Source organism: Bradyrhizobium erythrophlei (genome assembly GCF_900142985.1).
Classification (GTDB): domain Bacteria; phylum Pseudomonadota; class Alphaproteobacteria; order Rhizobiales; family Xanthobacteraceae; genus Bradyrhizobium; species Bradyrhizobium erythrophlei_B.
Window position 1 is genome coordinate 3,292,250 of record NZ_LT670849.1, and the last position, 26,249, is coordinate 3,318,498.

24 protein-coding genes are annotated in these 26,249 nt (G+C 62.4%); 10 read left to right on the plus strand and 14 right to left on the minus strand.

All coding sequences use genetic code 11. The annotated features are described in order from the left end of the window. Positions 1 to 58: 58 nt before the first annotated feature. From BUA38_RS15375 to BUA38_RS15385, 3 genes are all read right to left on the minus strand, one after another. On the minus strand, positions 59 to 1,243 hold the full coding sequence (locus BUA38_RS15375) for a sensor histidine kinase (RefSeq protein ID WP_072818929.1): 1,185 nt from the start codon (positions 1,241 to 1,243) through the stop codon (positions 59 to 61). Between the two features lie 331 nt (positions 1,244 to 1,574). Then, on the minus strand, positions 1,575 to 1,826 hold the full coding sequence (locus BUA38_RS15380) for a hypothetical protein (RefSeq protein ID WP_072818930.1): 252 nt from the start codon (positions 1,824 to 1,826) through the stop codon (positions 1,575 to 1,577). 11 nt (positions 1,827 to 1,837) lie between these two features. Then, positions 1,838 to 2,515 carry a sensor histidine kinase gene (locus BUA38_RS15385; protein ID WP_072818932.1) on the minus strand — a complete coding sequence of 226 codons (678 nt, stop codon included), beginning with the start codon at positions 2,513 to 2,515 and terminating at the stop codon, positions 1,838 to 1,840. A 208-nt stretch (positions 2,516 to 2,723) separates the two neighbouring features. On the opposite strand from BUA38_RS15385, the gene BUA38_RS15390 reads away from it, so the two are divergent. Continuing rightward, entirely contained in the window at positions 2,724 to 2,957 is a 234-nt protein-coding gene (locus tag BUA38_RS15390) for a hypothetical protein (protein ID WP_072818934.1), read from the plus strand. A 121-nt stretch (positions 2,958 to 3,078) separates the two neighbouring features. Here BUA38_RS15390 and rpmB read toward each other — a convergent pair whose 3' ends face one another. Further along, a complete protein-coding gene (rpmB, locus tag BUA38_RS15395) occupies positions 3,079 to 3,384 on the minus strand; it encodes a 50S ribosomal protein L28 (protein ID WP_072818936.1) in 306 nt (101 codons plus the stop codon). 376 nt (positions 3,385 to 3,760) lie between these two features. On the opposite strand from rpmB, the gene BUA38_RS15400 reads away from it, so the two are divergent. The 5 genes from BUA38_RS15400 (at position 3,761) to BUA38_RS15420 (ending at position 10,848) form a co-directional block, all read left to right on the plus strand. Continuing rightward, on the plus strand, positions 3,761 to 4,603 hold the full coding sequence (locus BUA38_RS15400; protein WP_072818937.1) for a DUF3108 domain-containing protein: 843 nt from the start codon (positions 3,761 to 3,763) through the stop codon (positions 4,601 to 4,603). Positions 4,604 to 5,101: 498 nt separating this feature from the next. Further along, positions 5,102 to 8,599, plus strand: coding sequence for a helicase-related protein (locus BUA38_RS15405; protein ID WP_072818939.1), 3,498 nt, complete (start codon positions 5,102 to 5,104; stop codon positions 8,597 to 8,599). A 105-nt stretch (positions 8,600 to 8,704) separates the two neighbouring features. Beyond that, on the plus strand, positions 8,705 to 8,965 hold the full coding sequence (locus tag BUA38_RS15410; protein ID WP_072826146.1) for an RNA-binding S4 domain-containing protein: 261 nt from the start codon (positions 8,705 to 8,707) through the stop codon (positions 8,963 to 8,965). Between the two features lie 300 nt (positions 8,966 to 9,265). Beyond that, entirely contained in the window at positions 9,266 to 9,604 is a 339-nt protein-coding gene (fdxA, locus tag BUA38_RS15415; protein ID WP_072818941.1) for a ferredoxin FdxA, read from the plus strand. A gap of 419 nt (positions 9,605 to 10,023) precedes the next feature. Further along, complete coding sequence (locus BUA38_RS15420; RefSeq protein ID WP_072818942.1) at positions 10,024 to 10,848, plus strand: CarD family transcriptional regulator; 825 nt, start codon at positions 10,024 to 10,026, stop codon at positions 10,846 to 10,848. Positions 10,849 to 10,944: 96 nt separating this feature from the next. On the opposite strand, the gene BUA38_RS15425 is transcribed toward BUA38_RS15420, so the two are convergent. The 3 genes from BUA38_RS15425 to BUA38_RS15435 form a co-directional block, all read right to left on the minus strand. Beyond that, entirely contained in the window at positions 10,945 to 12,357 is a 1,413-nt protein-coding gene (locus tag BUA38_RS15425) for an IS1182 family transposase (protein WP_072816060.1), read from the minus strand. Between the two features lie 188 nt (positions 12,358 to 12,545). After that, positions 12,546 to 14,009, minus strand: coding sequence for a M48 family metalloprotease (locus BUA38_RS15430; protein ID WP_072818944.1), 1,464 nt, complete (start codon positions 14,007 to 14,009; stop codon positions 12,546 to 12,548). A 63-nt stretch (positions 14,010 to 14,072) separates the two neighbouring features. Further along, positions 14,073 to 14,741, minus strand: coding sequence for a thermonuclease family protein (locus BUA38_RS15435; RefSeq protein ID WP_338076357.1), 669 nt, complete (start codon positions 14,739 to 14,741; stop codon positions 14,073 to 14,075). 261 nt (positions 14,742 to 15,002) lie between these two features. Here BUA38_RS15435 and BUA38_RS15440 point away from each other — a divergent pair, with 261 nt between their 5' ends. Continuing rightward, the gene (locus tag BUA38_RS15440; RefSeq protein ID WP_072818946.1) at positions 15,003 to 16,208 is read left to right on the plus strand and encodes an ABC transporter substrate-binding protein; all 1,206 of its coding nucleotides are present in this window, start codon (positions 15,003 to 15,005) and stop codon (positions 16,206 to 16,208) included. Positions 16,209 to 16,362: 154 nt separating this feature from the next. Beyond that, the gene (locus BUA38_RS15445; protein WP_072818947.1) at positions 16,363 to 17,157 is read left to right on the plus strand and encodes an enoyl-CoA hydratase; all 795 of its coding nucleotides are present in this window, start codon (positions 16,363 to 16,365) and stop codon (positions 17,155 to 17,157) included. An 18-nt stretch (positions 17,158 to 17,175) separates the two neighbouring features. Here BUA38_RS15445 and BUA38_RS15450 read toward each other — a convergent pair whose 3' ends face one another. The 3 genes from BUA38_RS15450 to BUA38_RS15460 all read right to left on the minus strand — a co-directional run bounded on the left by BUA38_RS15450 (position 17,176) and on the right by BUA38_RS15460 (position 20,363). Beyond that, entirely contained in the window at positions 17,176 to 17,979 is an 804-nt protein-coding gene (locus BUA38_RS15450; protein ID WP_072818949.1) for an enoyl-CoA hydratase/isomerase family protein, read from the minus strand. Between the two features lie 34 nt (positions 17,980 to 18,013). Beyond that, complete coding sequence (locus tag BUA38_RS15455; RefSeq protein ID WP_072818951.1) at positions 18,014 to 19,174, minus strand: acyl-CoA dehydrogenase family protein; 1,161 nt, start codon at positions 19,172 to 19,174, stop codon at positions 18,014 to 18,016. 88 nt (positions 19,175 to 19,262) lie between these two features. Continuing rightward, positions 19,263 to 20,363 carry an acyl-CoA dehydrogenase family protein gene (locus BUA38_RS15460; protein WP_425304957.1) on the minus strand — a complete coding sequence of 367 codons (1,101 nt, stop codon included), beginning with the start codon at positions 20,361 to 20,363 and terminating at the stop codon, positions 19,263 to 19,265. 162 nt (positions 20,364 to 20,525) lie between these two features. Here BUA38_RS15460 and BUA38_RS15465 point away from each other — a divergent pair, with 162 nt between their 5' ends. Further along, positions 20,526 to 21,308: an SDR family NAD(P)-dependent oxidoreductase gene (locus BUA38_RS15465; RefSeq protein ID WP_072818953.1), complete on the plus strand. Its 783-nt coding sequence runs from the start codon at positions 20,526 to 20,528 to the stop codon at positions 21,306 to 21,308. Between the two features lie 219 nt (positions 21,309 to 21,527). On the opposite strand, the gene BUA38_RS15470 is transcribed toward BUA38_RS15465, so the two are convergent. Together BUA38_RS15470 and BUA38_RS15475 are read right to left on the minus strand one after the other, a co-directional pair. Continuing rightward, on the minus strand, positions 21,528 to 21,803 hold the full coding sequence (locus BUA38_RS15470) for a GlsB/YeaQ/YmgE family stress response membrane protein (RefSeq protein ID WP_072818954.1): 276 nt from the start codon (positions 21,801 to 21,803) through the stop codon (positions 21,528 to 21,530). Positions 21,804 to 21,849: 46 nt separating this feature from the next. Beyond that, positions 21,850 to 22,419, minus strand: coding sequence for a YidB family protein (locus tag BUA38_RS15475; protein ID WP_072826149.1), 570 nt, complete (start codon positions 22,417 to 22,419; stop codon positions 21,850 to 21,852). A 143-nt stretch (positions 22,420 to 22,562) separates the two neighbouring features. On the opposite strand from BUA38_RS15475, the gene BUA38_RS15480 reads away from it, so the two are divergent. Then, positions 22,563 to 23,579: a 2-dehydropantoate 2-reductase gene (locus BUA38_RS15480; RefSeq protein WP_072818956.1), complete on the plus strand. Its 1,017-nt coding sequence runs from the start codon at positions 22,563 to 22,565 to the stop codon at positions 23,577 to 23,579. Positions 23,580 to 23,605: 26 nt separating this feature from the next. Here the strand turns inward: BUA38_RS15480 and BUA38_RS15485 are convergent, their stop codons facing one another. Together BUA38_RS15485 and BUA38_RS15490 are read right to left on the minus strand one after the other, a co-directional pair. Then, a complete protein-coding gene (locus BUA38_RS15485; protein WP_072826150.1) occupies positions 23,606 to 24,172 on the minus strand; it encodes a hypothetical protein in 567 nt (188 codons plus the stop codon). 206 nt (positions 24,173 to 24,378) lie between these two features. After that, positions 24,379 to 25,743, minus strand: coding sequence for a PQQ-dependent sugar dehydrogenase (locus BUA38_RS15490; RefSeq protein WP_072818957.1), 1,365 nt, complete (start codon positions 25,741 to 25,743; stop codon positions 24,379 to 24,381). Positions 25,744 to 26,249: the final 506 nt, after the last annotated feature.

The window sequence follows — 26,249 nt, forward strand, 5'->3', positions numbered from 1 at the left end:
TCACATCCAGATAGAAAACGGCCTCAGTGCGGGGGGGTGGCGGTATTGTTCCAAGGTTTCAGGCCGGCGCGACCAGCGACGCCATGGGAACGTCGAGCGCATAGACAAAGCCGGTCGGGGCATAGTCCAGTTTGACCTGGCCCTTCAGTTGTTGGCCGAGAGAGCCGATCAAGCGCGTCCCAAAGCTATTCCGGGAAGGAGAAGATACCGAGGGACCACCTTTTTCGGACCACGTCATCTTTAGTTGTCGTTTTTCCTCGTCGACGTTCCACGCGATGTCGACGCTTCCCCCTGGCACCGACAACGCGCCGAATTTCGTCGTATTGGTGCAAAGCTCATTGAGCGTCATCGCCAGCGCGATCACCGCGCCTGACGTAATTTTGATGTCGGGTCCTGAAATCGAAAACCGGCCCCCGCCTCGGTTGTCGTACGGCTCGGTCGCGCCTCGAATCGTGTTGGCGAGATCTGCGTTTGCCCATCGGGCCTGCAAAAGCAGGTCGTGCGCTCGACCGAGCGCGATCAGACGCCCTTCAATAGCCTGTTGGCCGTGCTCAATGCTTGACGCTGTCCGCAGGCTTTGAGACGCAATGGCGCTTACGGTTGCAAGCGTATTTTTGATCCGGTGGTGCAATTCCTCCAGGATGAGTTTCTGCAATTTATCGGCAGCCTCACGTTCCTTGGCGTCGATGCCCGCCTGTTCCAATAAAACTTCTGCGTCGATGCCAGCCTGTTCGAGCAACAAGCGAAGACTGTCGTTTTCCGCCGTCAGAAATTCATTGGAAGCCTGACCGTTTGACGCCTCCCGCGCGCGACGGCTTGGAGTTTCAACGGGGGAGAAATCGGGCAGTCCGATTTTCAGCGCGCCTTGACCGATCATCTCCTGCATTTCCGCGATCATCTGTTTCACCTCAAGCGGCTTTCCAAAGAAGCGGCTATCGGTGGGTCTTTCGCTATTGGTCGGCGTCAATTTGCCGGACACAAGGATGATCTTGATGGATGGCCACCGTTCGTGGACGGCATACGCCAGTTTCAGGCCATCCATACTCCCGGGCATCTGAATATCCGTGAACAGAAGATCGACATCCGAGCGGGATTCAAGAATGGCGAGCGCTTCGTCGGCGTTCGCAGCTTCTATCGGGGTGAAGCCTGCGTCCTCCACGATATCCACGGCGCGCATGCGCAGCAGCATCTCGTCTTCGACGACGAGAACTTTAGGTAGTTCCGGCGTGTCATGCAAAACCATCGGGACCTCGGCAGTTTCTTGGTGAGTTGAAATGACTGGTCGGTGCGGCCGCTTGCTCACGGCTTCGAATACGCAATCACGCTCCCCAAACGCCGATTGTGCATCCGCTTGTAGCACGGGCCGGATGGCAGCGCGGAATGAGGGCCGATCTAAATGTGAGCGTTTTTGCTCACCCCAGGCGGGAGAGCAGACGGGGCTTCCGGATCAAAAAGCATCACCGGTGCCGTCATCGTTTGCGGGGGGAGTATTGGACTGTGTCTGAATATCATTCTCGAAAACTGCAGAGCAACCGGCAACGGCCAACTGTAGAGAGGCAGCCGATCAAGGCCACCTAACCCGCTTGCTTGTCGTCGCCTTGGAGCCCGAGCGCGGCCAGTCCGGCATTGCGTAGCCGCATCACGTTGCGTTCGCCGGTCCTCGTCGCCTCAATGATGCGCTTGGCGATGACTTCATACACGATGGCGGGTTGCCCGGTATCGTGCAGCTCATTGCAGGCGCTGTCGAAGGCCTCACCCATGATCTCGGTCACTCGATCGTCAAACACGGTACCCGCCTTTCGGATAAACGGCAGAATGGACGCCACGTTGGTTTTCCTTAGTTAATGGTCCTGCTTTCGATGTTGACGGCGCGATCTGCCGGCTTCACGAGCCGAGCGCAGACGCCAAGACTGTCGTGTTCGAATTGAAGTTCGGCGTTGAGCCCAATCGCCAGCGCCCGCATGAGCTGAAAGCCGAGGCCGCCGTCGACGGCAGGATCGAAGTTCTCGGGGAAGCCGATGCCGTCATCGGTCACTTCGACCAGGAATGCGCCGTCGTCTTCGGTCTCGCAGCGCACCTGTATCTTCACGGGCACGCCGGTCGGATGCGCATACTTGACGGCATTGGTGAGAAGCTCGGCAGTGATAAGTCCGGCGTGAAGCGCGTCGCGCGGCTGGATATAGCCTTCGTCGGAACAAGCGAAAGTCAGCTTCATCCGCCCCGCGGGGCAGAGCGTGCCAATCATCTCGGCCACCTCCCGCAGGAAATTTCCGAGATCCACACCGTTTCCGTTGCCGGCGAGTGCAAGGGATTTGTGGAGTTTCGCGGTCACCTCGATGCGCGCGCTGATATCGTCGAGCAACAGGCAAACCTGCTCCGCTGTGAGGCTCTTGCCGCTCTTCGAAATGACGTTGCGTTGCAGGCGAACCGCGCCGCTCAAGCTGGCGAGGTTATTGGCGATCCGATGATCAGCCTCGGCCAGTCCGATGTCCGCGTGGTTGATCAAAATTGCCATTGTCAGGTTCTCTCAAAATCTGAGAGTGCGCTCTGCGGGGCTGGCAATCAAGAAAACAATAGTAAGATCAAAGTGTTGTTGACGGATTGGACGCTTTTTAAATCCTATTTGCCAACGACTAAGACAGCAATTAATGAGTATAAATAGTTAGGAACTCATTTTGATGTTCTGGCGTTGAAGGAGTGAGTTTCAAGAAGGGGAATGGCAGATGGGCGAACTCAATCGAGGCGAACGGCTCCAGATCATGCTTACCCACGACGAATTGCGGATCGTCGATACATGGCGCTTTGCCAAGCGGATGCCGAGCAGGGCGGCGGCCATTCGCGAGTTGCTCAAGCGCGGGATGGCGGCCGAAGGATTTGCGGAAGTGGCTGACGGATCGAAGTCCAAGGACTTCTCGGTGATGCCGGACGGCCTGTCTCCGGACGAGGCGGCCGAGTAGCTCCTGCGGCCGTCTTCAGGTCCTGCGCCGTAATTTTCGGGCGGCAGAGCGACCTTCAAAACAAACGGCCGGGTCTTTTGACCCGGCCGTTTTGTTTTCTGGAAAAGTATGGGCGAAAGCGTCAGCTCGCCTTGGCGACCGGCTGGCTGGCGACCTTCTTCTCGATCTGCCGCTTCAGTTCGAGCGCGCGCGGCGAGAGGTTGGCAGCGCGGGCCTTCAACAGGAAGGTGTCGAGGCCGCCATTGTGATCGACGCTCTTGATCGCGTTGGTCGAGACGCGCAGGCGCACGTTGCGGCCCAGTGCATCGGAGATGAAAGTCACGTTGCACAGGTTCGGCAGAAACCGCCGCTTGGTCTTGATATTGGAGTGGCTCACCTTGTGACCCACTTGCGGGCCCTTGGCCGTCAGTTCGCAGCGCCGCGACATCTCGAAAAATCCTCTTCCATCCTAGCCTCCGCCCATATCGGATGGGCCAGCGCCAAGGGTCTAAAACTCGTCCATTGGAGGAACCGCGGGTGTATAGGGGCAGATGGCCGTGGCGTCAAGGTTGGCTTGTCGCCGCAAAGGTGCGGAAAACCCGGTTTTGGCGGGTATTTTGCCGCTTTTGCGATCACATAAAGGGCGTATTCGCCACCCATATCAGGGTTCCATGATAGCATGCCACCACGGCGGCGCCATCATGGGAGCGCGACGCCTTCAATTTTGCGGCGCTCCGATTTACCTAAAGCACGCGAAGCCGTTGTTCGCCGGGTTTTTTGCTTTAATGAAATACCTCCGCTTTTCATCAAGGACCGTGGCTCCCATGAATTCGCTCCGGCCGAACTGGATTTTCGCCGGGCTCTGCGCGTTCACCGTCGTTCTTGCTGCGCCCTCGGGCCCAGCGTTCGCACAAGGCAAACTCGAAGCGCAATATGAGGCCACGCTTGCGGGCATCCCCGTCGGCCGGGGCGCCTGGAATATCGACATCTCCGACGACCAGTATTCGGCATCCGCCGTCGGCGGCACGGCAGGGCTCCTGAAAACCTTCGCCAGCGGCACCGGCTCAAGCAACGCGCAAGGCCGCGTCGTCAACGGCGTGCTGGTTCCGACCAACTACACCGCCACGACCACCACGCCGAAAAAGTCCGAAACCATCCACATGGTGCTCAACAACGGCACCATCAAGGAATACGCGATCGAGCCCGAGCCGCCGGTCGATCCCGACCGCATTCTGGTGACGGAGGCGCACAAGAGGGGCGTGTTCGATCCGATGACGGGTTCGATGCTGCGCGTGCCCGGCACCGCTGATCCGGTCAGCCCCGAAGCCTGCCGCGGTAGCGCGGCCGAATTCGACGGCCGCATGCGTTACGACCTGAAGCTTGAATTCAAGCGCATGGAAACCGTGAAGTCCGAGAAGGGCTATCAGGGTCCGGTCGTGGTCTGCGCGATCTATTTCACGCCGGTCGCGGGCTACATCCCCGACCGCCCGGTGATCAAACATCTTTCCGCCGCGCGCAACATCGAGATCGCGTTCGCGCCGGTGCTGGGAACCCGCATTCTGGTTCCCTACCGCATGGTGATCCCGACGTATCTTGGCGTCGCGATGCTGGAAGCGACCTCGTTCATCACGACGGCAACGCCGCCGCGCGTGGCCAAGACGAACTGATTTTCCTTGTCGTCCCCGCGAACGCGGGGACCCATAACCACAGGCCTTTATTGTTGAGGCAGGCGTCAGCCATCAGCCATTCCGTTCAACCATAGAGATCACGCGGTATGGGTCCCGGCTCGCGCTTCGCTTGGCCGGGACGACGACGAGGCGAGAATCCCTGTTGACTCTTTGCCGCTTCTGATTCGACTCCAGACGGGCGCGCGCTTTAAGATTTCTGTCGTCAAACCGTCGCTTGCAGCGCTGCGGCAAACTTGATCTAGTGCCGTAAGACGCAGTCTCGCGCGATATGTTGAGTGAACGAAGCAGGACGATCCCGGGAGTCAGCGATTCGGGCGCGATTCGTTCCGTACCCGTTCCGAAGCTTAAATCCGGCCCTCACAAGCGTCACATTGTGAGACACTCCTTGGGTGGTTGGTTGGCGCCTCCGCCGATCACAAGCTCCGACCCTCACGCCATTTGCATGCGACGCCGAAAGCCGTAGAAACTCCTTAAAACATGGCTCTTTCGTCAACTTCCTTCTCGCACCTCAGCAACGGAAAGGCTCCCGGCGCAGGCGTCACTGCCGTGCTCGGGCCGACCAATACCGGCAAGACGAGTCTGGCGATCGAGCGCATGCTGGCGCATTCCTCGGGCCTGATCGGCCTGCCGCTGCGGCTGCTCGCGCGCGAGGTCTATAACAAGATCGCCGACCGCGCCGGCACCGAGGCCGTGGCGCTGATAACAGGCGAAGAGAAGATCAAGCCACAGAGGCCGCGGTTCTGGGTGTCGACGGTCGAAGCGATGCCGCGCGATCTCGACGTCTCGTTTCTTGCCGTCGACGAAATCCAGATCGCGGCCGATCTCGAACGCGGCCATGTCTTCACCGATCGCATTCTCAACCGGCGCGGCCGCGACGAGACCCTGCTATTGGGCGCGGCGACCATGCGCGGGATCGTCGAGCGGCTGTTGCCCGGTGCCAACATCGTCACCAGGCCGAGGCTTTCGCAGCTTGAATTCGCCGGCGACCGCAAGATCACCCGTCAGCCGCGGCGCACCGCGATCGTCGCCTTTTCCGCCGACGAGGTCTACGCCATCGCCGAGTTGATCCGCCGCCAGCACGGCGGTGCGGCGGTGGTGCTCGGTTCGCTCAGCCCACGCACGCGAAATGCACAGGTCGAACTGTTCCAGAACGGCGATGTCGATTATCTCGTGGCGACGGATGCGATCGGCATGGGCCTCAATCTCGACGTCGACCATGTCGCATTCGCCTCCGACCGCAAATATGACGGCTATCAGTTCCGCCGCCTGATCCCCGCCGAATTTGCCCAGATTGCGGGCAGGGCGGGCCGCGCCACGCGCAACGGGACGTTCGGCACCACCGGCCGCTGTGCGCCGTTCGAGCCCGAACTGGTCAATGCGTTGCAGAACCACACCTTCGAAAGCGTGCGGATGTTGCAATGGCGCAACTCGAAGCTGGATTTCTCATCGGTCAGCGCGCTTCAGGTGTCGCTCGCGCTCTCGCCCGCCCATGAAGTCCTGACCCGCGCCCCGATCGCAGAGGACCTGCGCGTGCTCGACCATGTCGCGCGCGATGCCGATATCCGCGAAATGGCGGAGGGCGCGAAGGCGGTCGAGCGCCTCTGGGAGGCCTGCCAGATCCCCGACTACCGCCGGATCGCGCCGGCCGCCCATGCCGAGCTTGTCACGAGCCTGTTTCGATTCCTGATGCAAAAAGGGCGTATCCCGGATGCATGGTTTGCCGCACAGGTCGACCAGGCGGACCGGGTGGACGGCGATATCGACACGTTATCGGGCCGGATTGCGCAAATCCGTACCTGGACCTTCGTCGCCAATCGTCCGGACTGGCTTGCCGACCCCGACCATTGGCAAGGAATCGCGCGCGAGGTCGAAAATAAATTATCCGATGCGCTGCATGAACGGCTCACAGAGCGTTTCGTTGATCGTCGTACCAGTGTATTGATGCGCCGCCTGCGGGAGAACGTGGTTTTGAATACGGAAATCGGCAAGACCGGCGAAGTGATCGTGGAAGGCCATGTGATTGGCCGTCTGGACGGTTTTACCTTTGCGCCAGATGCGGCCGAAGCCGGCTCCGAGGCCAAGGCCTTGCAGGCGACCGCGCAAAAGGCGCTGGCGGGTGAGATCGATGCGCGGGCCGAAAAGCTCGCCGCCTCGCCCGACGACCAGTTCGTGCTCACGTCCGAAGGAACCGTTCGCTGGACCGGCGATGCGGTCGCGCGGCTGACGGCCGCGGACGACGCGCTGCATCCGCGCATTCGCATCATCTCCGACGAACGGCTGACGGGCGCGCCGCGCGAGGCCGTCGAGAAGCGGCTCGATCTGTGGCTCAAGACCCATATCGAGAAGCTTCTCGGGCCGCTGTTCGAATTGAGCAAGGCCGAGGACGTGACGGGAATCGCGCGCGGCATCGCCTTCCAGCTGATCGAGGCGATGGGCGTGCTCGAGCGCTCGAAAATTTCTGCTGAAATGAAGGATCTCGATCAGCCGTCGCGGGCATCTTTACGCAAATACGGCGTGCGCTTTGGCGCCTACCACATCTACGTGCCGGCGCTGCTCAAGCCGGCGGCGCGCGCGCTGGCCTCGCTGCTCTGGGCGTTGAAGCAGGCCAATGTCGATCTGTCCGTGCTGTCGGGTGCGCAGCATCTGGCGGCCAGCGGCCGGACCTCGTTTCCGGTCGACAAGACGTTGCCGCGCGATGCCTATCGCGTGCTCGGCTATCGCCAATGCGGCGAGCGCGCGGTCCGCGTCGATATTCTGGAGCGGCTCGCCGATCTGATCCGCCCGGCGCTGGCCTGGCGCGAGACCTCGCTTGGCGAAAAGCCGCCCGGCGCATTCGACGGTCGCAGCTTCGTGGTGACACAGGCGATGACGTCGCTGACGGGATCGGCCGGCGAGGATTTCGCCTCGATCCTGCGTGCGCTCGGCTATCGTATGGATCGCCGTCCACAGCTCGCCCCGAAGCCGGCCGTGGTTGAAGCAGCGCCTTCGGACACCGCGCCCGTCGAGACATCTGCGGAAGCCCCGGCCACGCCGCCTTCGGGCGAGACGGCGTCCGAAGCAACGCTCTCCGACGCAACACTCGATGCGGTTGCGGAAACCGTGGCGGGCGAGACCGTATCAACGGTCGAGGCTGCGCCAGCCGCTGCCGTTGTCGAGGCGCCGGTTGTCGAGGAGGCCGCCGCTTCCTCGACGTTATTGCCCCAGGTCGATTTCGCGCAAAAGCGGGACATCCTCAACGTCGCAACGACGGACCAGGAAGCCAGGACGACGGCTCCCGAAGTTGTCGAGGCGGCTCCGTCCGTTGCGATCGAAGCGCCGGCCGCACAGAGTTCGGCTGAAGCGTCTTCTGAAGCGGCGAGCGCAAGCGAGGCGACGCCGGCTGACGCTACGGCAGTGCCTGCGCAGGCGGAACTGGTCGAGGTCTGGCGTCCGGGTGGCCGCTCCGACGAGCGCCGTCCGCCTCGCCACGATCGCAAGGGACATCATCGCCGTCCCGAACGGGCGGCCGCCGACGGCGCGTCGGCAGCGCCAGGCGAAAGTGCGTCAGGTGAAAAAAGCGAGGGCACGGGACGTGAGCGCCACCGGCATGGCCGGCGCGACCGTCACCGTGATTTTAACAAGCCGCGCACCGATCAGCCGGCCGATGGCGCCGTTGCCGCTCCTGCTGACGGCGCGCCTGCACGCGAGGAGCGGCGGGACGACAAGAATGCCCGGCCGCGCGAGCGCTTCGACGGCAAGGGACGCGAGGACCGCAACAGATCCAAGTTCCGCGACGATGCGGGGCGCGAAGGCGGACGGGACAAGGGCCGCGGCGGACGCGATCGCGACCGGGGTGGCCGGGAGAACGGGCCGTCGCACCGGCAATATGCCTCGAGCGCGGCGCCGCGCGAGCGGGATCGTCCGGTCGATCCCAATTCGCCATTCGCCAAGCTCGCCGCGCTCAAGGAACAGATGACGGCGAACCGCAAGGATTAGCGTTTCAAAGCGAAGCATGCCCTCGGACTTGATCCGGGGGTGGGCACCGGTTCGCGTGAAGAAAACGCGTCAAAAAAAGATCAAGCTTTCTCGCTTGGGTGTTTCGTGGAGCGCCAGCGTCTCGACAAATGGCTGTGGCACGCGCGCCTGGTGAAGGCCCGCACCAGCGCCGCTGCACTTGTCGCGGCAGGCCACGTCCGCATCAACGGCGTGCGCGAGACTTCGCCCGGCCACGCGCTCAAGGCGGGCGACGTCGTCACGGTCGGGCTTGATCGCTCCGTGCGTGTGCTCAAGGTGATCGGGTTTGCCGAGCGGCGGGGCGACGCCGCCTCGGCGCGCGTGCTGTATGTCGATTTGCAGGGCTAGTGGAGTGGTTACACGGTTAGTGGAGTGGATTTGACATTCGCTAGTCACCTAGCCGCGAGTTCGGAAAGCGAATGTCAAATCCAAAACTCCACTAGATCCCTATATTTGCCAGTGGTTCCATGATTCTAACATTCGCAAAGGTCGTGCTGAGACGGGATGCGAATGTTAGAATCGAACCACTGGCGCGGAGTGACTATCTGCTCTCGTGTGGTTGGGTTACTTGACAGCCTGCATTCCCTTGCAGCGCACTGCTTCCTGCGCTACCCAACCCATTAAAATTGACCCGTTCCGGAGCCCTGGATGACTTACGTCGTCACTGAAGCCTGCATTAAGTGCAAATATACCGACTGCGTCGAGGTATGCCCCGTGGATTGCTTCTACGAGGGCGAGAACATGCTGGTCATCCATCCGGACGAATGCATCGATTGCGGCGTGTGCGAGCCGGAGTGCCCGGCCGACGCGATCAAGCCCGACACCGAGCCGGGGCTCGAAAAATGGCTCGAAGTGAACAGCGAATACGCCAAATCCTGGCCGAATATTACCCAAAAGAAGGAATCGCCGGCTGACGCCAAGGAATTCGAAGGCGCCGAAGGCAAGTTTGAGAAATATTTTTCTCCGAAGCCCGGCGAGGGCGACTGACCCGCCAAAGCCCGATTTTCGGGGCTTATCCACAGGCTTGGACGAGGCTGTGGATGGTTATTTGGCTTAACCCTGTTTGCGGGTTCGATGACAAAACCGCCACCCGGCAGCGCTGGGAGGGCATAAATCATTGATTTTTGCGGGAAATGTGCTATATTGGTGCATTAACTAGCCGAACCCGTCCGCCCGCTTCGCGGCCCTAAGGGTTCCCGTGAAAACATCGAACAGGGGCGTGGCAGTTCCGCGCGCAGGCTGTGTCACAAAAAACGCGTACTAAGAGTACTTCGAAGACGTCCAAAAAAGCCGCCGCGGCCATTAGCCGGGGCGCAACCAAAGGCCGTGCCCCGGCGTCTTCAAAGGACCCTCGGAAATCTAGCAAGGCATCGGCTGCCAAATCCTCCAAAAACAAAAGAAGCTCAATGCCAAACAAGCCTGCGAAAACTGCCGCGAAAGCGACCGGTTCGAAGACCACTGCTTCGAAGGTCGCCGCCTCCAAGACTGCTGCCCACAAGCCTGCCGCGAAGGCCGTTGCACCCAAGGCCCCCGTCAACAAGGCGCCGGTCGCCGCTGCCAAGCCTGTCGTTGCTGCGAAACCCGCGGCGGCCGCTCCGCGCGTTGAAGAGAAGAAGCCGCTGACCCAGCGTCAGGGCTTCAAGACCCATGAATTCGTGGTTTATCCGGCCCACGGCGTCGGCCAGATCCTCGCGATCGAGGAACAGGAAATCGCCGGCGCGAAGCTTGAGCTGTTCGTGATCAATTTCATGAAGGACAAGATGACGCTGCGGGTGCCGACGGCGAAGGTCGCCAATGTCGGCATGCGCAAGCTGTCGGAGCCGGCGCTGGTGAAGAAGGCGCTGGAAACCCTCAAGGGCCGCGCCCGCGTCAAGCGGACCATGTGGTCGCGCCGCGCCCAGGAATACGAAGCGAAGATCAATTCGGGCGACATCGTCGCGATCGCGGAGGTCGTGCGCGATCTCTATCGCTCCGAATCGCAGCCCGAGCAGTCCTACAGCGAACGCCAGCTTTACGAAGCGGCGCTCGATCGGCTGTCGCGCGAGATCGCCGTGGTCCAGCACGTGACGGAGACCGAGGCGGTCAAGGAAATCGAAAGCCAGCTCGCCAAGAGCCCGCGCCGCGGCGCCAAGGCGGAAGCCGACGCTGAAGCGGACGGCGAGGCCGAAGCCGACGAGGCGGATGCCGATGTCGACGGCGACGATACCGCCGTTGCGGACGAAGCGGCGTAAGCTGGTTCAAGCGATGACATAAAAAGCCCGACCGCAACAGGCTGTGTGGAAACGAGAGGCTGCGGTGATCCGGGGCCTCTTTTTTAATTTTTAGGGTCAGGCGAGCCTAATCTTGAGGCTTTGCGAGCCGATGAGATTGATGACCCGCATGATGTTGTAGACAAGAACGCTGAGGGCGGCTTCAGTCTTGACGTTGGTAAGGCCTCGGGTGAGGAACCTGCCGCCAGCCGTCATCCGCTTGATGGTTCCGAACGGGTGTTCAGCCGCGCATCGCCGCTGCCGCATGAGGTGTGGATCGGCTTCGACGCGGGCATTCATGCGTTGAAGCGCGTCCTCGTAAAGGTGTCTTTGAACGAAGCGGCGCTCGACGCGGGTGCATCTCGGCTTGAGCGCGCAACCCGAACAATCGTCGGCGATATACAAGACGCTCTGCTTTCTGGTGAGGATTTGCTTGCGCACCAGTGTTCGGCCCGCCGGACAACGAAAACTGTCGGTTTGCGGCTCATAGATGAAGGCCGTGCGGTCGAAGAAGTCGCCTTGATTGTTGACGGCCCGGTTCGCTGGCACACAAGGCGTGATGCCATCGTTCTCGCAGGCTGCCGCGTCTGCTCCGTTCGAATAGCCAGCGTCCGCCACCACCGTGAGCGTATCGGCCGCCACCGCATCCTTCGTCGCCTTGGCCATCGGATGGAGCAGCCGGTTGTCGGTGGGTTCGGTTGTAACCTCATGGTGGACGATCAGCCCCGTCGCAGCATCGACCGCCGTCTGGACATTGTAGGAAGGAGGCTTGGAGCCTGCCCCTTTACCCATCGGCCGCGCATCGAGCTCACCTTCTACAAGACTAGTCCGATCTTCCGCCTTAAGTCGCGCCGCCAGAGCATCAAGGTCGGTGCGGCGTGCCCTGAGAGCCTGGAGAGCCGCAGCCGTTTGTTCCGCATCGCTATCGGCCCGCTCGCCCGCATCGATGCTGTCGAGGTTGGCAAGATAAGCCGCGATCTGTTGATCGATCCGGCCGGCCTCTTCGGCGACCTTGCGTTCGCCCATAATCCGCTTGGCGCTCGCCACCGCCCGGAACTTCGAACCGTCGAGGGCCACCAGACGGGCCGCAAATAGTCCCTGCTCGCGGCAGAACAGCACGAAGGCCCGGCATGCCCCTACGATCCCGGCTGCATTGTCCCGCCGAAAGTCCGCAATTGTTTTGAAGTCGGGGGCAAGCCGCCCCAACAGCCACATCAGTTCGACATTGCGCCGGCACTCGCGTTCCAGCTTGCGGCTCGAACGAACCTCGTTGAGGTACCCGTAGATATAGAGCTTCAGAAGATCGCGCGGGTCATAGCCGGGCCGCCCGGTCGCCGCCGGTGTCGCTCGAACCAAGCCGAGCCCGAACATATCGAGACCTTCAACAAAGGCATCGATTACCCGCACCGCCGCATCAGCGGCAACGTAATCATCGATCCGTGCCGGCAAAAAACTCGCCTGGTTACGGTCCCCACCTCGAATGTAGCGCATGAAAAAGGCCGCATCATTAATGATGCGGCCTCTCTATCTGATTTGCCCCAGTTCTCACACAGCCTGGCAAGGCCGGGTTTTTTGTTTTGAGGGATCGAGCAAAGCAGTTTGTCGTTCGAGATCCCGGGTTCGCGGCTCAAGCGCGCCCTCAGATGCGCAATTGCGCATCAGAGATGACACCTTCGGTGTCAATCCACCACGATCTTGACGCGGTCGCGCGCCTTGATCTGGGCGTGAGCCTCGATTCCGTTGATGATGCGGAAGCGCTCTGTCGGACGGTCGACGCCGGCCATGCGATGCGACAGCGATTCAACCGTGTCGCCGGGCTGCACGTTGATCACCTTGATGCGTAGCGGCCGCGCCGACTGGATCTCGTCGAGCGTCAATCGGCGGAACGAGTTCACGGTCTCCCGCGCATTGCGTTCGCTCTCCGTGGTCTTCTGCTTGGCGGCGAAGATGAAGCGGTAGACGTCGGTGCCGAAGCGCAGCGCATAGACCTTGAACTGCCACTGATCGCCGCTGGCAACCGCGGAGGCCGCAGGCAAGCCGTTGATGGTGACGTCTTCCGTGGACGACTTGTCGACGTTCTCCATCCAGCCGGAATTGAGATAGTCGCCGAGACTCTGCTCGGCCGGCACGCGCACGACGTCGAAGCGCATCGCCTGCGCCCCGCCTTCGCGCACGCCGATCACGGCTTGCGCCGTATTGTCGAGTGTAAAATTCTCCGGCGCCGTAAAGGTGAAACCCAGCTTGGGATGCAGGAACCTGCGCCCGCGCACAAAGCCTTCGCTCGGATCTTCGCCATAGACGATGTTGTCGATCGCGGCCAGATAGCTGTCGCGGTCGCGTTCGCTGGAGTCAGGCGAAGAGTATTGCCGCGCGGTGTTCTGCGCATTGGCGACGCGCTCGGGCGTTGCCGGATGCGAGGACAGGAAATCCTGGGCGCGCGGATCGACCGAGGATTTCCCCGCCTTCAGCTCGGCATTGCGCTCCATCGCCGACAAGAACCGCGATGCGCCGTAGGGATCGAAATGCGCGCGCGCGGCAATGCCGACACCGATGCCGTCCGCTTCAAATTCCTGGGTGCGGGAGAAGCTTGCAAGCGTGAGCTTGTTCTTGGCGAGCGCCAGCGCCGTGATGTCGGGATCGTTGCCCATGTCGGCGAGGACGCGGGTGGCAACCGCGGCTTCGCGCACCTTGTCCTCGCGAATGGTGGCGTGCTTGGCAATCACATGCGCCATCTCATGGCTCAGCACCGAGGACAATTCGGAGGTGTCGCAGGCAAGCGCAACGAGGCCCCTCGTCACATAAAGCTGGCCGGTCGGCAGCGCGAAGGCGTTCACCGCGCCGGAATTGAGGATGGTCACCTTGTAGACCTGGTCGGGGCGGTCCGATGCCGCCACCAGCCGTTCGACGGTCTTGCTGATCAAACCCTCGAGCTTGGGGTCGTCATAGGCGCCGCCGTACGACGACAGGATGCGTTCGTGCTCTTTTTCGGCGGCGGGGCTTTGAACGAACGTGCTGCGGGTGGGCTTGGACGGCGGAGCCGACGCCACCGGGCCTGGGGTTTGAAAGCGCGTGAAGTCGCCACCGCAACCGGCAAGCAGCAGCGGCGCGCCCAACAGGATGGGCGCCGCCCAAAGCCGGCTCATTGTCGCCTTGCGATGTCCCACGCCATCCACCACGCCAGCCACGTCCGAAAAACTCGCGACGAGCTATTTCTCGCCGATCAGCTCAATTTGTCCCGCCTGAAGCACTTCAATCCGCGGCCCGGTACGCGCTTCAACAAATCCTCGGATACGGATACGCTTATTTTCCAACGACTTAGGTACAAGGCCGGCTGCCGCCAAATTGGCGAGCGCCCGCCTTGGAATAATCACAGCAAAGTCCCGTGTCCAGTTCCGTCCAAAGTTCAGATAGGTGGTTGCCCCTGCTTGCCGAACGGACAGAACCTTGCCCTCGACCAGCGTATAACGCCCAATCCCAGACAAAATACCGCCCGGACTTTCAGTGTTTTTTATGGCCGTTGGGTCGGCCCAGATGCCTCTTTTTGTCTCGCGCGCCGTGGCCTCGGCGGCCAGAAGCGCGGCCGCGCACTCCCCGTCGTTCACTTCAGGCGAAACGAGCGCCTCGCCCTGCGTCAAAAGTTCCTGCTGTATCAGCACCTCGTCGGGCAACCGCCACGCGAAAACCGTCTGGCGGCCATAACGGTCGGGTGTGTCGTCGTCACTGTGCAGCCGAACGTGACGTCCCGCGAGCAGGACGGCGAGTACGCGTCCGCGCTCAGCGGCGGACTTGCCGGGGAAGGCCGGCTCAATCCCGGCAAGACGTATCTCGCGCCCGTCTTCCAGGCGAAAGCTGCGGGCATCGATCACTTCGGTCACGCGCCCTTCGCCCTGCGGTTCGAATTCGCAAGGCGCCGCGGATGCGTGAGGCGTCGTCATAGCGACGGCCCCGATGCATGCGACGATCGTCAGTCGCCGAGGCCCGATTGATAGGGTCGAGACCTGCGTCCAGCTCACATCGATATCCCATTCCACGCGACGGAAAGACACCCCTGGCGTCGCTTGCCGCTTCCCTATGCTTGCGGCATGATCGCCATAATGGCAATTGCGGCGCTACCGCAAGGGAATAGGGAGGTTTTCATGCGGCGGGTTGTCTCCGGCTTTCTTGCCGCGATGTGCGCTGTCGTTTCGACCGCAGCACTCGCGCAGGGCAAACCTCCGCTCAAGCTCGGCGGCATCCTCGATATGTCCGGCCTCTACGCCGACATCACCGGTCCCGGCGCGGAGACTGCGGCGAAAATGGCAGCCGAGGATTTCGGCGGCGAAGTGCTCGGCCGCAGAATCGAGATTCTCGCAGCCGATCATCTTAACAAGGCCGACCTGTCCGCCAATATCGCCCGCGACATGCTGGACAATCAGGGCGTCGAGATGATCTACGACGTCGCGGCTTCCGCGACCGCGCTGGCGGCTTCGGAGATCGCCAGGGCGCGCAACAAGATCATCATGTTCAACGGACCCGGATCGATCCGCCTCTCCAACGAGGCCTGCGGTCCCTACACGGTCCACTACGTCTTCGACACTTATTCGCAGGCCAACGTCACCGGACTTGCCGCGGTCAAACAGGGCCTCGACAGCTGGTTCTTTATCACCGCCGACTACGCCTTCGGTCACGACCTCGAAAAGGACACGGCCAATGTCGTGCAAAAGGCCGGCGGCAAGGTGCTCGGCGATGTCCGCCATCCGCTGAACTCGTCGGATTTCTCGTCCTATCTGCTCCAGGCCCAGGCCTCCAAGGCCAAGGTGATCGGGCTTGCCAATGCCGGCGGTGACACCATCAACACGATCAAGCAGGCGGCCGAATTCGGCATCATGAAGGGCGGGCAGAAGATCTCGCCATTGCTTGTCTTCATCACCGACATCGACAGTGTCGGGCTTGAGACCGCGCAGGGGCTCTTGCTGTCGGAAGCCTTCTACTGGGATCTCAACGATGAAAGCCGCGCTTTCGCCAAGCGCTTCATGCAGCGGGTCGGGCGCGTGCCCGGCGCCGCGCAGGCCGGCGTCTACTCGTCGGTGACGCACTACCTGAAAGCCGTCAAGGCCGCCGGCACCACCGACGCCGCCGCCGTCATGAAGATCATGAAGGAGACCCCGATCAACGACATGTTCGCGAAAAACGGCCGGATTCGCGAGGACGGCCGCATGGTCCACGACATGTATCTGTTCGAGGTGAAGAAGCCGTCGGAATCGAAGGGCCGCTGGGATGACTACAGGCTGCTGGCGACCATTCCCGGCAATGAAGCGTTTCAACCGCTGTCGGAGTCACGCTGTCCGCTGGTAAAGAAGTGACGGCCTTTCGTCGTCCCCGCGAACGCGGGGACCCATACGCCGCGGCCTATCGTTTCGGACGCGGCGAGATAGCTTGGCAACAACTAGCGTCCGGGATTATGGGTCCCTGCGTTCGCAGGGACGACGCCAACCAATAGCAATAAGGCATCATCTCATGAGCACCGAAACCGTCCTGCAAAACCTCGACCAAGGCCTGTTGACCATCACCATGAACCGGCCCGAGCGGCGCAATGCGCTCAACCCGGATATGACGCTGGGGCTGGTCGCGGCCGCCAAACGCGCGGCCGAAGATCCGGAAGTGCGCGCTGTGCTGCTGAAGGGCGCCGGCGGCACTTTCTGTGTCGGCGGCGACGTCAAGTCGATGGCGGACGGCAGCCGGGCGCCGATGTCCTTCGAGACCCGGATCGTCAATTTGAGGCGCGCGATGGAGGTCTCGCGAATCCTGCACGAGATGGCGAAGCCGGTGGTGGCGCAGCTCGACGGCGCGGCCGCCGGTGCGGGATTGTCGATCGCGTTATCCTGCGACTTTCGCGTGGCGTCTGCTTCCGTGAAGATCACGACCGCCTTCGCCAAGGTCGGTCTGTCCGGCGACTATGGCGGGACTTACTTTCTCACCCAGATGCTCGGCAGCGCCAAGGCGCGCGAGCTTTATCTGTTGTCGCCGGTATTGACCGCGCAGGAAGCGCTCGGGCTCGGCATGGTCACGCGTGTTGTTCCTGATACGGAGGTCGAGACCTCTGCGCGTGAACTCGCGATGTCGCTGGCGCAGGGACCGACCATCACGTACGGCTACATCAAGCGCAACATCAACAATGCCGAGCGCTTGTCGCTGGAAGCCTGCTTCGATGGCGAAGCCCTCCACCATTCGCGTTCGAACGAGACCGCCGATCACAAGGAAGCCGCCAAGGCCTTCGTCGAAAAACGCAAGCCCTCGTTCGGGAATCACTGAGGCCGGAGCTGCCGCAGGTCAGCGCCCCTTGAAGTTCGGCACGCGCCGCTCTTCGGTCGCCTTGACGCCTTCCTTGAAGTCTTCGGTGGCGCGAAGGCGGGTCTGCTCGGCGAGTTCATGGTGGGTGGCGGCGAGCACCCGGTCGGCAAGCCCCGCGCGCATCGTGGCGCGGGTCGACAGCAGGCCGAGCGGCGAGCACTCGGCGATCTCCTGCGCGAGCTTCATCGCGGCAGGACGCACCTGATCTTGCGGCACGCATTCGTTGGCAAGGCCCATCCGGTAGGCTTCCTCGCCCGTGACGCGGCGGGAAGTGTAGAAAATCAGCTCGGCGTTGTTCTTGCCGACCAGTTCGGGAAGCGTCGCCGTCAGTCCAAATCCCGGATGAAAACCGAGCCGGGTGAAATTGGCGGCAAAGCGCGCTTCGGGGCAGGTGACGCGGAAATCCGCCGACACCGCTAGTCCCAGCCCGCCGCCGATGGCGGCGCCATGAATGGCGGCCACGATCGGCTTCTGGGCGCGGAAAATGCGCACTGCCTGAATGTAGAGATGCGCGATCGGGCCGAGACCCGAGGCCGGATCGGTCTTGGCGCGCGCTTCCTGCTCCTGCCGTGCCGGGTCGTTGAAATTGGCGCCGGCGCAGAACGCCTTGCCTTGCGCGGCGAGCACCGAGGCGCGGATTTCGATATCGCGGTCGAACTCTTCCAGCGCATCCGCAATCTGGTTGATCAGCGAGATGTCGAAAAAATTCAGCGGCGGCCGCCGGATCTCGATCAAGCCAACGTGCCCGATCTTCTCGACGCCGATATCCTTATAGGTGGTCATTGGTCTTGTCTCCGGTTGGCGGGTGAGCCGCGCCTTAGCGCAAACCCAGTCCGCGCGCGATGATGCCGCGCAGAACTTCGGTCGTACCGCCCTGAATCGTGAGCTTCGGCGCGGTCTTCATGGCGAAAGCGAGCTGGTTCTCCAGCGTCTCGTGATTGGTGACGTCGGCGTCGACGAAGGCGGCGAGGTCTCGCACCCGATGCGGCAGTTGCTGTTCCCAGATGGTGCCGATGTCCTTGACGATCGAGGCTTCCACCACCGGCTCCTTGCCGGCTTGCAGCATGCCGGCGACCGACACCGACATCCTGCGCATGGTGTGGAGCTGCGCCACGAGCCTTCCGATGCCTTCGGCGGCGCGCGTATCGGGCGAGGGGCCGACCGCGCGCACGAGTTCGGTCAGAACGTAATAGGTTTCCAGAAAACGCTCGGGGCCCGAGCGTTCATAGGCCAGCTCGCTGGTTGCCTGTTTCCAGGCGCCGTCGATTTCGCCGAGCACATGGTCTTCGGGAATGAAGGCGTCGGTGAATACGACCTCGTTGAACTCGAACTGGCCGGTGATCTGGCCGATCGGGTTGACCTTGATGCCCGGCGTCTTCATGTCGACCAGGAACTGCGTCAGGCCGTGCCGGCGGTTTTCCTTGGTCGATGGCGAGGTGCGGAAGATCGCGATCATGTAATCGGCGATGTGCGCCGACGACGTCCAGATCTTGGTGCCGTTGATCAGAAAGCCGCCGTCGGCTTTGGTCGCCCTGGTTTTGGCCGCGAACAGGTCCGAGCCGGAATTCGGTTCGCTCATGCCGATTGCAAAGCAGACTTCGCCGCGGCAGATGCGCGGCAGGATATCCATCTTGATGCGCTCGTTGGCGTATTTCAGCAGCACCGGTCCGCTCTGGCGGTCGGCGACGAAAAAGCGCCGCGTCGGCGCGTTGGCGACGCGCATCTCTTCGGTGACGACGTAGCGCTCCAGGAACGTTCGTTCATGGCCGCCGTATTTCCTCGGCCAGGTCATGCCGAGCCAGCCGCGTGCGCCGACGCGGCGGGAAAACTCCGGCGCGTCGCTGTCCTCGCGGTTCGGCTTGTGCGGGTCGAAGGTGCCGGCCGCGATTTCCTCGGCGAGAAACGCGCGCACTTCCTGGCGCAGTTTGACGCATTCGGGCGGCAGGCGGATCGGGTCAAAACGAAGGGCTGCGGTCATGCGAAATCCCGAAACAAGTGCAAGCGAAGTTCTCTTTTTTGAGCATGATCTTTTTCGGAAAACCGGTTTCCACTTTTCCGGATCATGCTCACCGCGAGGCCACCAGCGGCCACAGCTCGTCGGCGCCGTTGGCGGCAACACGCTTGCCGAGTTCGACGGCCCAGTAGCTCTCGGAGCCGAAGTCGTCGCGCCAGGCCAGTGCCCGCAGCGTATAGCGATGCAGGATGTGCTCGATGGTGAAGCCGATCGCGCCGTGAACCTGGTGGGCGATCGCGGCCGCCTTCTCGGCTGCTTCCGAGCAGCGGATCTTGGCGGAGGCAGCTTCGAGAAAGGCGGCGTCTTTCGGAGTTGCGGGATCGGCCAGCGCGTCCGCAGCCGAGGTTGCGGCAGCGAGCGCCGCCGCCGATTCGCCCGCGAGCCTCGCCAGGTTGTGCTGGACCGCCTGAAACTTCGAAATCTTCTTTTCGAAGGCGACGCGTTCGTTGGAATATCGCACGCTGATCTCGAGCATCGATTCAAGGCTGCCCGCGATCTGAAGGCTGCGTGCCACCGCGCCCATCAGGAGAGCCGAGGTCAGGTCAAAGTCGTCGGGCGCGGGCTTGACCGCGACAGGAGTTACGCGATCGAAGGTGACGATATCGGTGTGGTCGCCGCCGAGATTGAGGCTGGATTCGATCCGGCATTTGTCCGCGCTGACGAGCGCGATCGATGGCTTTGCTTTTTCGTCGTGCGCGAGCACCGCGATATGCCTGGCCTCTTTCGCAAAGGGAACGCCGCGTGCGCGCCCCGATAGCGTCGCGTCACCATTGAGCGTGATGCGGTCTTTCGGACCGGCCGGCACCAGCGTCATTTCGCCTTCCGGGCAGGCGATCTTGCCGAGTGACAACAGCCAGCCCGCCAGCATGGTCTCCGCGAGCGGAACGGGAAGCGCGGAACGCCCCGCGGCGCTCAGGACACCAAAACCTTCCGCGAGCGTGGCGCCCGAGCCGCCATATTCTTCAGCCACCCAGGACAGCGGCAGGCCGGCTTCGCTCAGCGCCCGCCACAGCGGGGCCTTCCAGCTCCCTTTCTTGTCGCTGTTGATGGTTTGCGCATCGGCCAAATCGGCAAATATCCGCTCGGCAGTCTGCGCAACAATGTTCTCGGCGTCTTCCACGGCGTTCCTCGAAGGCTCTTGTTTGGCGGCCATGATGGGGAAAAGGCCAAGTCCTGACAAGCGCTAGTGATTGCAAAGGGCCCTGCGGGCGCGGAATGAAGCGAGCGCGGCGGATCGCAGTTATTCCGCGCAATGGAGTTTCTCTTGCGTCCGGCCCTGTGCTAGATCGCCACAAACATTCGAGAGGAACACGCAATGTCGAAGGATGGTCTCTGCGCAATCATAACCGGCTCTGCCTCGGGCCTTGGCGCGGCGACCGCGCTCATTCTCGCCAGAGGCGGCGGACGCATCGTCATCAATTATTCCTCCAGCCAGAAAGAGGCCGAAGAGACCGCCGATCTCTGCCGTAGCGCCGGCGGTGAGGTTGTCGTGGTTCAGGGCGACGTGTCGCGCGACGAGGACTGTCGGAAGATCGTGGCCGCGGCCGTGCCATGGGGGCGGCTCGATGCGCTGATCAACAATGCCGGCATTACCAAGCACGTTGCGCATGGCAATCTCGATGGCTTGTCGGCGGAAGATTTTCAGCGGCTGTTTGGCGTCAACACGATCGGGCCGTTCCAGATGGTGCGCGCCGCCCGTCCGCTGCTGGAAGCCGGTGCGAACGCCTCTAGCCACGCGTCCGCCGTCGTGAATGTCTCGTCGGTCGCCGGAATCAGCGGTATCGGCTCATCGGTCGCTTACGCCGCGAGCAAGGGCGCGCTGAACGTGATGACGTTGTCGCTGGCGCGTGCGCTGGCGCCGCTCATTCGCGTCAACGCCGTGTGCCCCGGCTACATGGACACGCCCTGGTTTACCAAGGGCCGCGGCGCTGACGGCGCGGCGAAGGTCCGCGACGCCGTGATTTCGAAGGTGCCGCTGAAGGTCGCCTCATCAGCGGAAGATGTTGCGAACGCGGTCTGCTTTCTCGCGACGCCTCAGTCGGGCAACATGACCGGCGAAACGGTCCGGATCGACGCCGGCGCGCACCTGATTACGTGAACCGTCATTGCCGGGCATAGCCGTTCGAAGAACGGCGTCGCTTCCGCTCGCCCGTAGCCGTTCGAAGAACGGCGTCGCTTCCGCTCGCCCGTAGCCGTTCGAAGAACGGCGTCGCTTCCGCTCGCCTATGACCCGGCAATCCATCTTTCTCTGAGAAGTCTCTTGGCGAAGGTAGATGGATGCCCGGATCAAGTCCGGGCATGACGGCGGTGTTAGCCGCTACCTGTTGAAGTCCCGGAGCACGCCGCTCGCCACCAGCCTGTTCCAGATGAACAGCACGATCAGCGCGCCGATGGTTGCGGTGATGAAGCCCGCGCCCTGATCCGGGCCGTAGTGGCCGATCGCCTGGCCGATAAAGGTGGCGAGAAACGCGCCGACAATTCCGAGCACGGTGGTGAGGATGAAGCCGCTCGGGTTGTTAGGGCCCGGCGAGAGCAGCCGCGCGATAATGCCGGCAACAAATCCGACGATGATGATCCAGATAATTCCGCTCATGACGATCCTCCTGCTCGAAAAGCCCGACTAGAAATTACCAACTCGTTTAGAGCCGGCCCGATAATTCGTCATCCGTCGGCAGCCGGCCATCGGGTGTCAGATGATTGATGACGTCGGGCAGCTGTTGGCTCAGTCCGTTCAGCAGTTCCTCTCGCGACAGTCCGCTTTGCGACATCAGATGGTTGATCTGGTCGGAGCCAAGTGCGTTAGCCAGATCGCCCGGCGCGATCTGCTTGTTCGGTCCCGGGCTCACCCAGGAATTGGCGGTATCGCCGTGACCGTTTTGCTGGAATTGCTTGAGCAGGTCGCCCAGTCCGCCGCTCAGGACGCTCCCCGCCGCACCTCCGGCAAGGACGCCACCGAGGAGGCCGCCGAGACCTCCACCACCGAGGCTGCCGCCCAGTCCGCCACCAACTCCACCGGGAGCCGGGGATGGTGCGGGCGCGGGTGCCGACTGTGACGCCGTGGAGCCCGTCACGTGCTTGACGGCCTTGTAGGCCAGCAGCGCCAGGATCGCCATGGTCATCGGCGACATCCCGCCGCCGGATTGCGCGCTAGGGGTGGAGGGGCCGCGCGGACCGTTCTGCATTCCATTCAATACGTCGAGTAAGCCCATCGTCATCTCCTGCCGATAATCCGCCCCGCCACACGAAGCTTATCGGCGCGGTATGACGGTTACAAGGCGACAAGCGCGCCGAGGTCGGCTACCAGAGGCAGCCGGTGCAACGCGGATTTGCTGAAATTTTTAGTGGGCAACACATGATGCGGGATGGGCCGATCGTGGTGGCGGGTGCCGGCAGCATCGGCTGCTTTGTCGGCGGCCTGCTCGCCTCTGCCGGCCGCCGCGTGTCGTTCCTGGCACGTCCGCGCGTCATTGAAGAGGTCGAGCGCTTCGGGCTCGCCCTGACCAGCCTGGAAGGCTCAAGCTGGCATGTGGCATCTCGGCAAGTAAGGCTGTCGGAGGATCCGAAGATTCTCACTGATGCAAGCGTGGTGCTGGTGACCGTCAAGAGCGCCGATACCGCTGATATCGCCGATGCCATCGCCCGTTGCGCACCGCAGGATGCCGTCGTGGTCAGTTTGCAGAACGGCGTCGCCAATGCCGCGACGTTGCGCGACCGGTTGCCTGGCCGAAAGGTGCTTGCCGCCATGGTGCCATTCAATGTGATCGCAGCCGGGGAAGGGCGGTTTCATCGCGCCACGTCGGGCGATGTCGTGATCGAGCGCGACGCGGCCAATCATGCAGCCCGGCTTTCGGTGCCGGGGCTGGTCATGCGCCCGACCGACAACATCGTGGGCGTGCAATGGGGCAAGCTGCTCGTCAACCTCAACAACGCGATCAATGCGCTGTCCGGATTGCCGCTGCGTGAGCAACTCGGCAGTCGGGACTGGCGGCGTTTGTTTGCCGACCAGATCGCCGAGGGCCTGATGGCGGTGCGCGCCGACGGGATCAAGCCGATATCGCCGACGCCGGTGCCGCCGGGCTGGACGGCGCATCTGCTACGCCTGCCCGACGCTCTGTTCAAGATCGCGCTGGCGCCGGCGATGAAGATCGACCCGCAAGCGCGCTCGTCGATGTGGGAAGACCTCGAGCGCCGCCGCCGCACCGAGATCGATTACCTTCAGGGCGTCGTCACCGAAATCGCCGCCCGGCGTGGACTGAAAACGCCGCTGTCGCGGCGGATCGTGGCGCTGATCAGGGCTGCCGAAGCAAAGGGCGAGGGCTCGCCGCGTCTGTCGGTGGCGCAGATCCGCTCCGGCGTCGCAAAACGCTAGCATTTCTCAACGCTATAATTTCAACGTCAGCTGCGCTTGTCCCTGCTGGACTGCCCGAACAGCACCTTCTTGATGTCGCTGATGCCTTCGGAAAGCCGCGGCCACTCGCATGAAAAGGAATGCTTCGGGCAGCCGATCGGCCTGACCCGCCTGAGGTCGGTGGTCGCCTTTGGCGGCTGCTTGGCGATGCTGCTCGTCGCAGTCGGCGCCTTTTCGGGTTCGCTGTTCAGCGAAGCCTGCTGCAATTGTTGCTGCTTTGCCGCGAAGGCGGCTGCGATGCTGCTGCGTCGCTGATTTTCGAGATAGATCGCATATTGCTCGTCGATATGCCGTTGTTCTTCCGGCGTCGGGTTAGGGCCCGCGATGTCGAAATTCTTGTTTTGCATGAAATCGAAATAGGCGTAGCCGCCGCCGGGCTTGCGGCGGCCGGCGAACTTGGCGTTGCATTCGGAAAGCGCGGCGGCCCTGGCTTCCTTGGCCGGGTTCTTCTCGGCGATGTCGGCGCATTCCTCGAAATCCGCGGGGCCGCGCGACCACCATTGTGCCGCGGCCTGCGACGACGCAAATGCGGCGCAGCCGACGATGGCAGCCATCAGGACGATCTGGTGACGTGGTGCAGTCAAACGATGTCCTGCAATGGATGCGAGAAGTCGATGATGCCGCGGATTGTCGCCATTATTGGTGGACTTGTCGACCCCGAAACGATCGGTGCACATTTGGCGGAGCGGACTTGACATCCCCCGTGCTGCGAGGCTGCGCGTTGGGCGCGCCACGAACGACGCGCTAGTGCGGCGAATTTCTAGTGCGTGATGCGCCAGATCGCGCCATTGCCGTCTTCCGAAACCAAGAGGGCGCCGTCGCGCGTGACCGTCACACCGACCGGCCGTCCCCACACCTCGGAATCGTTGATGACAAAGCCGGTCATGAAGTCCTCATACTCGCCGGTCGGCTGGCCGTCCTTCATGCGAATACGGATCACCTTGTGGCCGGTGCGCCGGGCCCTGTTCCACGAGCCGTGCTCGGCGGCAAAGCCGTCACCGCGGTATTCAGCCGGAAACGCGCTGTCGTCATAGAAGGTGAGTCCGAGCGAGGCGGAGTGTGGCTGGATCAGGACGTCGGGAACGGTGACCTTGTCCTTCAGGTCGGGCCGCTCGCCTGCGTGATGCGGATCTTCGTGGTTGCCGATGTAGAACCACGGCCAGCCAAAGAATGCGCCCTCGCGCACCCGGGTGACGTAATCGGGTACGAGGTCGTCGCCAAGTCCGTCGCGCTCGTTGGTCGAGCAATAGGGGTCACCGGTCGTGGGGTGAACCGCGAGCCCTACGCAGTTGCGGATGCCGGTGGCAAAGACTTTTTCGCTTGTGCCGTCCGGATTGAACGAGAGCACGTCGGCGCGGCGGGTCTCGTAACCCAGGCTGATCCCGGGGACGGACTTTGAATCACTGGAGGGGCTGCTTTGAACCCCTGCTGCATCATTGCTGGCAGAGCCGACCGAGACCAGCATCCGCTTCCCGTCTCTGGTGAAGACGATGTCCCGGGTCGAATGCCCGCCACGCGGCAGCTCGGCGACCACCGTCTCCGGCTTGTCGGCGGCTGTCAGGTCGCCATCCTGATAGCGGAAGCGAACCACGCTGCCGGTATTGGCGATGTAAACCCATTGCGGCTTGTCGCTCGGAAAGAAGCCGATCCCGAAGGGCTGGCTGAGGCCGCTGGCAAAGATTTCGTTCTTGACGACTTTCGAGCCGTCGTCCGAAAGCCGCAGCACGCGAATTCGCCCGAAGCGGGTTTCCGAAACAAAAATATCCCCATTCGGCGCCGTCCTGATTTCGCGCGGTCCGCTCAGCCCCTCGGCGAGCAGTTCGACCTTGAAGCCCGAGGGCACCTTGGGCATCGCGCCGGCGGGGCGCGGCACCACATGCGAGACATTGGCGGACGAGGCCGTCGCGCCCGGCTTCGGCAAATCCGCGGGCCGGATCAGGCGTACCAGCCCCGGTCTGTCGGTGCGCCAGTCGCCGAACGCGGCATCTCCGGCCAGCGGCCCCGATTGCGCCAGCGCAGGCGCAGCGACGGCGAGCAGCGCCGCGGAAACAACCGCCAGCGACGATTGGCGGAAGAGGCCGAATAGCCCGGAGGTCGTTGCCGCTGTCGTCGCGCGAGGCTTCATGTCAGGTCCCTTGCCGTTATGTTCGATGAGGAACCTACAGGGCGGATGTTGCGCCAACCATATCGGACACCGGCGTTGACGATGATGTGTAGACATCGGTGCCAATTCTGCCCGGCTTTGCTCGCTACAGTGGTGAACCAATTTGCAGTTCCGCCGTCATATTAAGCAGCGGTCAGCGCCGACTGCCAATCAATGGAACTTATAGATGTGCGATCGTTGCGAGCGACTCGACGAAAAGATCGGGCACTACAAGAAAGTGATTTCAGCGATGACCGACCAATTGACCATTGAGAGGATCTCAGCCCTCGTCCTGGAAATGCAAACCCAGAAAGCGTCGTTGCATCCGGAGCGCCCTGGCGGTCCTGCCAGATAGCGAACGGGTCGTCGCGGGCGGTGAGATCGTCATGGGCGTGCCCGGTTTTGCACCTGCGAACAGTGCTGCGGGGATGGCTGTCTGCTCCCCAACCCGATATTGAATTCGCGATATTGAATTCGTCAGTCGTCCT